Below are 11,085 nucleotides of genomic sequence, written 5' to 3' on the forward strand. Positions count from 1 at the left end.
TAGTTAAATAATACTAAACTATAAGTACATGGTTTCTATATAGGAAATAAGAGATTGAATCAAGCTTTTCTTTTTAGTCTTGTTAAAAAGAAACCATCTGTATTAAATTCATGTGGAAACAATTGAATTCCCCACTTTGTTTTACCTGATGACTGTTGAAGTTCTGATGGTAACTCATCGAAAAAATCCATATCCACTTCAAATTCTTCATGTATAGATAGAAAGCTTTGGACAACTTTTTCATTTTCTGTCTCGTCTACCGTACATGTACTATACAATAGTTTACCATCTTTTTTTAATAGAGTAGAAACACTTTCCATAAGTTCTAGCTGAATTGTTGATAACTTATGAATATCTGACTCAGTTTTTTGATACTTTATGTCAGGTTTCCCTCTTAGAACACCAAGACCTGAGCATGGAGCGTCTAATAAGATTCGATCAAATGTTTCCTTTGCATGCACGTCAACCAATTTACGTGAATCTGCCTGTTCGGCATTTATAATCGTAAGATCTAAATCTAACGCTTTTCTCTCTACCAGTTTTGCTTTTTTCTGATGCAAATCATACGCGTAAATTTGACCCTCATCTTTCATTTTTTCAGCAATATGGGTTGTTTTCCCACCCGGGGCACTACATGCATCGAGAACTGTTAATCCTTTTTCAAGTTGTAGCATCTCCGCCACAAGCATTGAACTTTGGTCTTGAACCGTAACGAAGTTTTTCTGAAACAAAGAACTTCGCAAAACATTACCACTTTGTACAATAATCCCTTGTTCTGAAAAAGTCGAAGGTACTACTTTGTACCCTTCTTGCTCTAATTGTTCCATTGCATCCTTGCGCGAAATTTTCATCGGTTGGATTCTGATATTCATCGGCTTATGTGTTAAGTTTATTTGACACATTGACTCAGTCTGTTCAAAGCCATACATATCAATCCATCGTTTCACCAACCATTCTGGATGACTAGTAGCAATACTTAACCTTTCAACTGGATCAGATATCGTTTCTATTTCAGGTAGACCATTTCTTTGAACATTTCGTAAAACACCATTTACAAGAGATGCTATTCCTTTGTGGCCTCGTTGTTTAGAAATCTCTACTGATTCGTGGATAATGGCATGATCAGGTACTTTATCTAAAAATTTCATTTGATAAAGTGACATATAGAATAACCACTTAACCCAAGGTTCTATCTTCTTATTACCCTGAAGAAAATGCTGTAAATAAAAGGCTAACGTTAGCTTTCTTTGAATGGTACCATAAACAATCTCCGTTAAGAGACCTTCATCTCGATCATTTAACCCTTTTTTCTTTATCGCCTGATTAATTAATAAGTGACTAAATCCACCACTCTCTCCTACTCTAACTAAAATATCTAATGCTGTGTTACGTAGTAAGTATTTAGCCATAAATTATTCTCCTAACTTTTCTCCAACTTGAAGCTCACTACCGGTACCTCTTAAGTAGTCTCCTGCCGTCATTTTTTTCTTCCCAGATGGTTGGAGGCTAGTAATACGTATCCCTTTTCCATCACCGCAACATACGATAAACCCTTCCTCTTCTATTCTTGTAACTTCTCCTGGTTTTGTTGAAAAGGTTTCCTCTACTTTTTCCCCCCACCAAACTTTTACAGTCTTGCCATGTAATGTCGTGTACGCAACTGGCCAGGGATGAAGTCCTCTTATGTGATTGTAGATCTCAATGTTTGATTTATTCCAATCAATTACTTCTTGTTCCCTTTTTATATTAGAGGCAAATGTTGCTTCATTATCCTCCTGTTCAATCCGCTCTATATCATTCTTGAACAGCTTTGGTAATGTATCATGTAATAGACTGGAGCCAACTCTAGCTAGTTTATCATGTAAAGAACCCACATGATCCTTTTCTTCTATTATTACCTCTTTCTGGGAAATAATATCACCAGCGTCTAATTTTTCTGCCATATACATAATTGTGATACCAGTTTTCGGTTTACCTTGAAGAATAGCGTAGTGTATTGGCGCACCACCTCTTAATTCTGGTAATAATGAAGCGTGAACGTTAATACAACCATATTTTGGTGCTTCTAACAACGCTTTCGGTAGAATTTGACCGAATGCAGCTGTTACAATCAAATCCGGCTCATATTTCAATACCTGTTCATACTCATCCTTAATCTTCTCGGGCTGGAAAACTTCGATATTATGTTTCTCTGCTTCTACCTTTACTGGAGAGGGTGTCAATACCTTTTTTCTACCCTTAGGTCGGTCAGGTTGTGTAACAACAAGAACAACCTCATATTTATCTTCTATTATCTGTTGTAAAACCGGTACAGCAAAATCCGGTGTTCCCATAAAAACTATTTTTTTCATCAAATTCCCCTTTCTACATTAACTGATATGGTTCTAAATCAACTTGTATTAGCAACTCTTTCTTTTGAATTTCCTTTTCATAAAAAGATAAAATTTTTCGAATAACGTCCCTTTGATTTGGCTCGTTTTTGTATTTTATCATGCATTGGAATCGATATCTATCTTTAATCCTAGTAAGTGGTGAGGGAGTAGGACCTAAGATTCTAGCCTGTTCAGATAGGTGTTTATTCAGCAATTGGGCTATTACTTTTGTCACTTCCATAACCTTCGCCTGATTAGGATGGGATACTGTTATTAACGTTAGGAAGTAATACGGTGGATATTGAAATGTCTTTCGCATATCCATCTCTTTTTTAAAAAATTGTTCATAATCATATTGACTTGCAAGTTGCACACTATAATGTTCTGGCGTATAAGTTTGGATAATCACTTCTCCAGGTAAAGTATGTCGTCCTGCGCGCCCACTGACTTGTGTCAAAAGCTGAAATGTTTTTTCTGCAGCACGAAAGTCAGGTAGATTGAGTAAGGAATCAGCAGTTAATACTCCGACTAACGTAACGTTAGCAAAATCTAGACCCTTGGCTATCATTTGTGTTCCAAGTAGAATATCAGCTTCCTGATTCCCAAACTGATTAAGCAGTTTCTCATGAGAACCTTTCCGCCTAGTTGTATCCACATCCATCCTTACTACTCTTGCTTCAGGTATCAATTCCGCCAAGGCTTCTTCTACTTTCTGCGTTCCCGTACCAAAATATCTAATTGTATCACTCTCACACTCTGGACAAAGACTAGGTAATTGCTCTTCATAAGCACAATAATGACACTTCAACTGGTTATTTTTTTTGTGGTAGGTTAGTGCAATATCACAGTGAGGACAGTTCATCACATGTCCACAGTCTCGACACATTACAAAAGTTGAATACCCTCTTCTATTTAAAAACAACACGATTTGCTCACGTCTACTCAGCCTTGCTTCTATTTCCTCTTTTAAGACCGTTGAAAACATTGTCCGGTTGCCAGCATGAAGCTCATCTCTCATATCGACAATATTTACCTTAGGCATTGCGGAATTATTCATCCGATTGGCTAGTGTTAATAGCGTATAAACACCTTTTTTAGCTCTTGCATATGATTCTAACGTAGGTGTCGCACTCCCCAACACTACTGGGCAGTTGTGTTTTACGCCTCGATAAATTGCTACGTCCTTAGCATGGTATCTTGGATGTTCATCCTGTTTATAACTTGACTCATGCTCCTCATCAATTATAATAATCCCGAGATTCTCAAAAGGAGCAAAAATCGCTGAACGTGCACCAACCACTACTTTCACTTGTTTCCGTTGGATTTTACGCCACTCATCAAATTTTTCACCAGCAGATAAGGCACTATGTAATACAGCAACTTCTGAACCGAACCTACCTTTAAATCTTCGTACCATTTGAGGAGTTAGTGCAATTTCTGGAACCAATACAACGGCTTCCTTACCTTGATTAAGCACTTCTTGAATGGATTGTAAGTAAACCTCAGTTTTTCCACTACCAGTAACACCGTGCAACAAAAATACTTCATGAGCTGATTCCACAATAGTTTTTAGTATCGGTTCAATAGCTTGCCTTTGTTGCGCTGTTAAATCCAAGGGTGTTGTCCGAGGATATCTTTCCTCTTTATAGGGGTTTCGGTACACTTCTTGTTTGTATTCCTTTAAAAAACCTTCATCTAATAAAGGCTTAAGGCTTGCTCTTGTTGTTTTTAATTTTCCTAATAACTTGCTTTGACTTATGGCTTCTGGATGTTCAATAAAGTAATTAAGTAACAATTTTTGTTTCTTAGCTTGTTTAGGTAGATTGATTAAGTCTTCTTCCAATCTAAAAGGTTCACGATTAGGTGCAATCATCGTCTCCGTCTTAAAAGTCTCACGTGAAGCAACATGATAATTAATTTCCACCAAATCATTGTGTATCGCCTTTTGTAATAGATTATAAGGACCATTCCGCTCTACAAACTCGTCATAATCCATATAGTCCCTACTAGCAAAAATATTCTCTAGTTGTTCAGGAAGGCTCTCTTCCGTGACTCTCCTTATTTCCTTATGGTATTTAGCCTTTAATACCTGAGGCAACATGGCCTGAAACGACGAAATATAAAAACTTAATGTTTTATCAGACAACCATTTGCCTAATTCAAGTAATTCTTCTGTTAAAACAGGAGTAACATCTAATAAGTCACTTATTTTTTTGAGTCGCCCAAATTCAGAGTGATCAGTTAATTCCAAAACAAACCCCATAATTTTTCTTGGACCAAAAGGAACAATTACCCTCATTCCCTTATGTATTGAGCCTACAAACTTATCTGGTATTTCATAATCAAATACTCGATTCGTTTGACTTGCAGGTACATCAACTACCACTTTAGCAATATTCACACGTCATCAACCCTTAACTCTGCATCAATTAATTCAAGTATTTGCCTCGCTATATCTTTTTTAGTAGCACGCCTCAGATGCTTTTCATTCCCTGTTCTATTTAAGTATATAACTTCATTTGTGTCTGATTGAAATCCAGCACCCTTAGTTTGAATATCGTTGACAACAATTGCATCTAGGTTCTTTTTTTCTATTTTTTTCTTTGCATTATTTAACACATCATTCGTTTCAGCAGCAAATCCAACTAGAAATTGTTTTGCTTTTCGTGCACCTAACTCATACAATACATCCTTTGTTCTTTCTAACTCTATTTGGAGATTTCCATCCTTTTTTTTCATTTTTTCATCATAAGTTAGTACTGGTCGATAATCAGCTACAGCTGCAGCCTTAATAACTACATCTTGTAAAGGGAAAAAAGATAACATTTGCTCATACATTTCAGATGCTGTAGTGACATGAATGACTTTAATGCCAACTGGAGTATTTAATGCAGTTGGACCAGATACCAACGTTACCTCAGCACCAAGATCTGCAGCTGCTTCTGCTAGCGCATAACCCATTTTACCTGATGAATGATTGGTGAAAAAGCGAACAGGATCTATCTTCTCCTTAGTCGGTCCAGCTGAAATTAAAACTTTTTTCCCCTTCCATTTCATATTGAAGTTATCATCACTTTTAATTACCTCAACTATAGTTTCAGGCTCCTCTAAACGACCCTTCCCAACATATCCACACGCTAAATAGCCATCACCTGGTTCAATAAAGCGATAGCCCCAACTTGATAGTGTAGTCATATTTTTTACTACAGCTGGATGTTTGTACATATGAACGTTCATTGCTGGTGCGACATATACTTTTGCTTCTGTTGCTAAGATTGTAGTTGTGAGCATGTCATCCGCAATACCGTTAGCTATTTTCCCAATCACATTAGCTGTCGCAGGTGCAATTAGGATCATATCAGCCCAATCAGCAAGATCAATATGTGCAATTTTTTCAGGATCCTTCTCATCAAAGGTATCTAGATAAACATTATTTCTAGATAACGCCTGAAAAGTCAAAGGCGAGACAAAATTAACGGCACTTTTAGTCATGATGACTTTTACTATAGCACCTTGTTGCGTCAATTTACTTGTCAACGCACAAGCTTTATATGCTGCAATACCGCCCGAAACTCCTAATACTATCCGTTTACCCTCTAACATTTTTTAGCCCCCAATTCGACATATGTATCTAGCAATTTACAAGTTAACATTTACTATAGAAGAAACCCCCGTCTGCATATTACAGACGAGGGGACCTTTTTGAAAGTGTGACTTAACCACATTAACTTTTCAGCAAAAACACTGGGTTTTAAATGTTTTGTTTATTCTTCCTCTGCAGCAATATAAGTTAACTTATCAGCTTGAATCTCTTCTAAGGCGATACCAACAAATTTCGCAGATTTAGGTTTATCTAATTGGTGGTGCTTAGTTTGTTGAATCTGACGAGCACGTCTAGCAGACAAAGTAACTAGCGTGTATTTAGAGTTTATTTTCATTTGTAATTTATCAATAGATGGTTCTAACATCATCCAAGATCCGCCTCCAATATCTTTTTGTACTGTTTTGCAACTCTTTGACGTTTACAATGTTCGCTTTGAACGATAGCTTGCACTTTCTTTACGGCAGTTTCAATTTTATCATTAACCACGACATAATCATAGGCATCCATCATTTCGATTTCTTCCCTAGCAGCTAATAACCTGTTTTTCACTAGTTCTTCTGTTTCAGTCCCACGGTTCACAATCCGGTTCTTAAGTTCGTCTAAGCTCGGTGGGAATAGGAAAATAAATACACCTTCAGGGAAATTTTTCTTTACTTGCAAAGCGCCCTGTACTTCTATTTCAAGAAATACATCCTTACCTGACTCTAACGTTTCCTCGACATAATCACGAGGTGTTCCGTAGTAATTCCCCACATATTGGGCGAATTCAAGTAATTGATTGTTCTCAATCATTGACTCAAATTCGTCTTTCGATCTATAAAAGTAATCGATACCTTCTTGTTCTCCTTGCCTCATTTGACGAGTGGTCATAGATATTGAATATTTAAGTTCAGTATCTTTTTCAAATAGAGCTTTTCGAACAGTACCTTTTCCAACCCCCGATGGACCTGATAATATAAACAAAATACCCTTTTCTTTGATCAACATATATCCTCCTAAAGCCTATTCATCTGAAATCTCATCATGACTAATCACACGTTGTCCAACCGTTTCTGGTTGAACAGCTGATAGCACAACATGATCACTATCTGTAATAATGACCGCCCTCGTACGGCGACCATATGTAGCATCTACTAATTTATTATTGTCTCTGGCAACGGTAATAATTCGTTTTATAGGTGCAGATTCAGGTGAAACAATCGAAATTATTCTATTTGCAGAAACGACATTACCGAATCCTATGTTTATTAACCGTAAACTCAAAATGGTTCCCCCTCTTTATGACAAACTAAAATTCTAATGTTCAGCAATACTAATATAGAAACTATTTTTAAGTACTAATTGTAACTATATTATATGAAATTGTACAAAGGAACAAAATATTCATTCTACATTTTGAATCTGTTCTTTTATCTTCTCAATTTCACTCTTTAAAACAACTACTAATTCACTTATCTTTACGTCGTTTGACTTTGAACCAATAGTGTTTGTTTCCCGGTGCATTTCCTGTAGGATAAAATCTAGCTTCCTTCCTATTGCACCTTTTTGACTTATTGTTTTTAAGAATTGATTAACATGGCTACGAAGACGTGTTACTTCCTCTGTAATGTCACCTTTTTCAGCTAAGATAGCTATGTCTTGGTAAACGTTCGTCTGGAAGCCATCAAGTTGATTTATGTATTCCTCTATTCGAGCCTTGATCCTATCCCGATATTCTATTATAACAATATCTCGCCGTTCACCCAACTTATTTACTGTGTTTTCTACTAATTTCACTCTATCAACCAAATCGTCGATCAGTTTCTTTCCTTCTTTTTGGCGCATTTCTTGTACTTTTTGACAAGCTTCGGTTAACGCCTCCATTATGCCTTCTTTCAGTTCATCTGGTTGCTGTTCGAGTTCCTTAACCGAAAATACATCTTCAAATTTAGCTAACATCTCAAGTGTTATTTCTCCTCCTAGCTGGAAGCGGTCCTTTACCTCTTGAAGTTTACTGATATACTGGTTGGCTAAATCCCAGTTGAGATCAACTGTATGTTCGATAAAGCCTGATCCCTCGATCGTAATGTATATGTCGACCCTTCCCCGGTGAAAAAAGGTCTGTACAATTCTTTTCAGTTTGTCCTCTAATACTAATAAGGATCTAGGTATTTTAGTCGAAATGTCCAAAAAACGATGATTGACACTTCTAACTTCCACTACGATATTTGTTCCTTTTACAGTTATGGCAGTATTGCCAAAACCAGTCATACTACTTACCATTTCATCACATCCAGTTACATTAGTTCATTTTAACACAATGAATACATGTATAATCATCATATCAAAAAAAATATAGTCTGAACACTTTGAACCAAAACAAAAATGGAAAGATGATATTTTTTTGCTAAAAAATAAGAATGATCATCCAATATAATAAATTGTGAATGAATATATGAATGCAGACTTATACCCAATAGTGCTATAATTGCTTGACGAGGTGATTTTAAAATGGCATTCGATGGAATAGTCACACGAGCAGTAGTATACGAGTTAAGCCAAGAATTAGTTTCTGGACGGCTCATGAAAGTTTATCAACCAACAGAGACAGAATTACTTTTTACTATAAGGAGTTTTGGCAAGAATAAAAATCTACTTTTATCTGCCCACCCTAGCTATGCAAGGTTTCATCTAACTAATGATACCTTCGAAAACCCAAAGGAACCTCCAATGTTATGTATGTTATTACGTAAACACTTGGTAGGAAACTTTCTAGAAAGCATTGAACAGCATGAAAATGAGCGAATTGTCTATTTTCATTTTAAAGGAAAGAATGAAATTGGAGATGAAACAACGAAAAGTCTTATCATTGAGGTGATGGGAAAACATAGTAATATTTTATTAATTGATCGTGAAAAAGGACATATTTTGGACAGCATTAAACACATTTCCCCTTCCCAAAATCGTTACCGAACAATAATGCCTGGCCAATCCTATATCCTTCCACCCGATCAGGGGAAATATAATCCATTAACAATAGACTCAGACTCTTTTGTTAAGAAATTAGATTTCAATGCAGGTAAGCTAGATAAACAAATCGTACAGTTACTAATGGGAGTGTCTCCACTCCTTGCAAAAGAACTAGTACATCGGGCAAATCTTGGATCTACTGATACATATAAACAAGTGTTCTCAGAATTTCAAGAGCGCGTAATCGCAAACAAATACTTACCAGAAATCATAACTGGGGAAAAACAAGATTTTTATGTTTTACCTCTATCATCTATAAGAAATGAAAGAGAAAGTTTCTCAAGTATAAATGATATGATTGATCATTTTTATTCAGGTAAAGCAGAAAAAGATCGAGTTAAGCAACGCGCAGGGGATTTATTACGTTTCTTAAAAAATGAGTTAGAAAAAAATAAGCGTAAAATAAATAAACACGAGGAAACATTAACTAAAGCAGAACAGGCTGAACAATACCAACGTTGGGGTGAACTACTAACAGCTAATATGCACACCCTAAAACAAGGAGATGCACTAGCAACTGTTGTAGATTACTATGATCCTGAGCAACAAGAAATAACAATAGAGCTAAACCCTAATAAAAGTCCAAGTGAAAATGCTCAAAGCTATTTTAAAACCTATCAAAAGCTCAAAAAATCTAAACAAATGGTTGAACAGGAAATAGTGAAAACGAAGGAAGAGATTAACTATTTAGATGAACTTATCCAACAGATAAATGGTGCTAGAGAAAAGGATATCGAGGAAATACGGGAAGAATTACAAGAACAAGGTTATCTGAAAGTGAAGAAAACTAAAAATAAAAAGCGGAATAAACCAACGAAGCCTGAACCTGAACAGTTTTACGCAAGCGACGGTACACTAATATTAGTTGGTAAAAATAACAAACAAAATGAATACGTGACAATGAAACTTGCTGCAAGAGACGATCTATGGCTACATACAAAGGATATACCTGGTTCTCACGTTGTTATACGCGACAAGAACCCCAGTGAAACAACATTGCTTGAAGCTGGTCAGTTAGCAGCCTATTATAGTAAATCAAAACAATCATCTTCTGTGCCAGTAGATTATACTTTAATCCGCCATGTAAAAAAACCGAATGGTGCAAAGCCAGGTTTTGTAACATACGATAACCAAAAAACAATATTTGTAACTCCTGATGAAAAGTATATAGATAAATTAAAAAAGAATAATGAAAACTAATTTCCTTAAAACAATAAGCCCTCTTTAGCATTGAACTATAGAGGGCTTATTGTTTTAAGAAAAACTCGAAATTAGTAGAAACAACCAATATTGTGCGCTTGCCCGGGAAATAGTTTATAAATATTAGTTACGGATAATCTGGTCAAAGTTAGAAGGGTAATATTAACAAATTCCATACATAATCAACAGTTAAAAATGTGTTAGTCCTAATAATAAACTCAGAACGTAGCGTACCCTTTTCATATGTGTTTACAACTTGTTGTAGGTACGTACCTTGCATTACATAGATTACCTATCAAAAGAAACATTGAAATTAATTCAATGTTTCTTTTTAATCACTACTCAGTTTATATTGCTAGTATTACGTAAAATGTATAAAGTCTCCAGTAAGTGGAGACGTTGATTTCCGCTCCGGGCAGTTGCTTTCCGTGGGCAACGCCTCAGCCAGGGAACTACTTGAATTAGCTTCTTTGCGCCCTTGCACCGAGGAAGCATGCTGCGAAGCGTTACTAGTAGACACAGGTGCATCAAGTGGGGTCTTCACCTGTTGCTGTTCCCACAGGAGTCAACTGCCCTCCGCTCCAATCAACAACAAAGGTGGAAAAATTATTGGAGTAACAGTCCTTAGAAGAAGCGCTTTAGTTGGACGGTTAGTCGTTAATGTTCTAAAGAGGTAGAAATCTATCATAAGTGTAGGCAGAATACGGAGACTCCTCCAAAATACAACCCGATTTTCTTCGTGCGATGTCAATTCTGTCGAAGCCTTCCTTGTCCTGTGGGAACAGCACGTGTCCGAAGATCCCGGAAGAGCGTTCTTTGCGTCACGGGAAGGCTTGAGGCCGTGCCCACGGAAAGCGGAGTATTCTGCCGGAACGAGTTCAAGCACACATCAAAAGGTTC

General features: G+C 36.5%; 10 protein-coding genes. 1 reads left to right on the top strand and 9 read right to left on the bottom strand.

Going from position 1 to position 11,085, the window contains the following annotated elements; all coding sequences use genetic code 11:
• Positions 1-59: 59 nt before the first annotated feature.
• From rsmB to H7K77_RS09285, 8 genes are all read right to left on the bottom strand, one after another.
• On the bottom strand, positions 60-1,409 hold the full coding sequence (gene rsmB / locus H7K77_RS09250; protein WP_186577518.1) for a 16S rRNA (cytosine(967)-C(5))-methyltransferase RsmB: 1,350 nt from the start codon (positions 1,407-1,409) through the stop codon (positions 60-62).
• A gap of 3 nt (positions 1,410-1,412) precedes the next feature.
• Complete coding sequence (gene fmt / locus H7K77_RS09255) at positions 1,413-2,351, bottom strand: methionyl-tRNA formyltransferase (RefSeq protein WP_186577519.1); 939 nt, start codon at positions 2,349-2,351, stop codon at positions 1,413-1,415.
• Between the two features lie 13 nt (positions 2,352-2,364).
• Entirely contained in the window at positions 2,365-4,773 is a 2,409-nt protein-coding gene (gene priA / locus H7K77_RS09260) for a primosomal protein N' (protein WP_186577520.1), read from the bottom strand.
• Positions 4,770-5,975: a bifunctional phosphopantothenoylcysteine decarboxylase/phosphopantothenate--cysteine ligase CoaBC gene (gene coaBC, locus H7K77_RS09265; RefSeq protein WP_186577521.1), complete on the bottom strand. Its 1,206-nt coding sequence runs from the start codon at positions 5,973-5,975 to the stop codon at positions 4,770-4,772. The genes priA and coaBC overlap by 4 nt, the downstream gene beginning before the upstream one ends.
• A 161-nt stretch (positions 5,976-6,136) precedes the next feature.
• A complete protein-coding gene (gene rpoZ / locus H7K77_RS09270) occupies positions 6,137-6,343 on the bottom strand; it encodes a DNA-directed RNA polymerase subunit omega (protein ID WP_186577522.1) in 207 nt (68 codons plus the stop codon).
• The gene (gene gmk / locus H7K77_RS09275; RefSeq protein ID WP_186577523.1) at positions 6,340-6,960 is read right to left on the bottom strand and encodes a guanylate kinase; all 621 of its coding nucleotides are present in this window, start codon (positions 6,958-6,960) and stop codon (positions 6,340-6,342) included. Before gmk ends, rpoZ begins: the two co-directional genes overlap by 4 nt.
• Positions 6,961-6,978: 18 nt before the next feature.
• Positions 6,979-7,239 (bottom strand): extracellular matrix/biofilm regulator RemA, encoded by a 261-nt coding sequence (gene remA / locus H7K77_RS09280; RefSeq protein WP_093210849.1) that lies wholly within the window; start codon positions 7,237-7,239, stop codon positions 6,979-6,981.
• A gap of 120 nt (positions 7,240-7,359) precedes the next feature.
• Positions 7,360-8,238 carry a YicC/YloC family endoribonuclease gene (locus tag H7K77_RS09285; RefSeq protein ID WP_186577524.1) on the bottom strand — a complete coding sequence of 293 codons (879 nt, stop codon included), beginning with the start codon at positions 8,236-8,238 and terminating at the stop codon, positions 7,360-7,362.
• Between the two features lie 228 nt (positions 8,239-8,466).
• Between H7K77_RS09285 and H7K77_RS09290 the strand changes: the two genes are divergently transcribed.
• Positions 8,467-10,185 carry an Rqc2 family fibronectin-binding protein gene (locus tag H7K77_RS09290; protein WP_186577525.1) on the top strand — a complete coding sequence of 573 codons (1,719 nt, stop codon included), beginning with the start codon at positions 8,467-8,469 and terminating at the stop codon, positions 10,183-10,185.
• Between the two features lie 361 nt (positions 10,186-10,546).
• Here the strand turns inward: H7K77_RS09290 and H7K77_RS21030 are convergent, their stop codons facing one another.
• The gene (locus tag H7K77_RS21030; protein ID WP_222599283.1) at positions 10,547-10,729 is read right to left on the bottom strand and encodes a hypothetical protein; all 183 of its coding nucleotides are present in this window, start codon (positions 10,727-10,729) and stop codon (positions 10,547-10,549) included.
• Between the last annotated feature and the right edge of the window lie 356 nt (positions 10,730-11,085).

Origin of the sequence: Aquibacillus kalidii, assembly GCF_014280935.1 — a bacterium.
Lineage (GTDB): Bacteria > Bacillota > Bacilli > Bacillales > Amphibacillaceae > Aquibacillus_D > Aquibacillus_D kalidii.

Bases quoted from the DNA above. Each gene is read 5' to 3' on its own strand.
- rsmB (WP_186577518.1), bottom strand. From the start codon at position 1,409: ATGGCTAAATACTTACTACGTAACACAGCATTAGATATTTTAGTTAGA.
- fmt (WP_186577519.1), bottom strand. From the start codon at position 2,351: ATGAAAAAAATAGTTTTTATGGGAACACCGGATTTTGCTGTACCGGTT.
- coaBC (WP_186577521.1), bottom strand. From the start codon at position 5,975: ATGTTAGAGGGTAAACGGATAGTATTAGGAGTTTCGGGCGGTATTGCA.
- rpoZ (WP_186577522.1), bottom strand. From the start codon at position 6,343: ATGATGTTAGAACCATCTATTGATAAATTACAAATGAAAATAAACTCT.
- H7K77_RS09285 (WP_186577524.1), bottom strand. From the start codon at position 8,238: ATGGTAAGTAGTATGACTGGTTTTGGCAATACTGCCATAACTGTAAAA.
- H7K77_RS09290 (WP_186577525.1), top strand. From the start codon at position 8,467: ATGGCATTCGATGGAATAGTCACACGAGCAGTAGTATACGAGTTAAGC.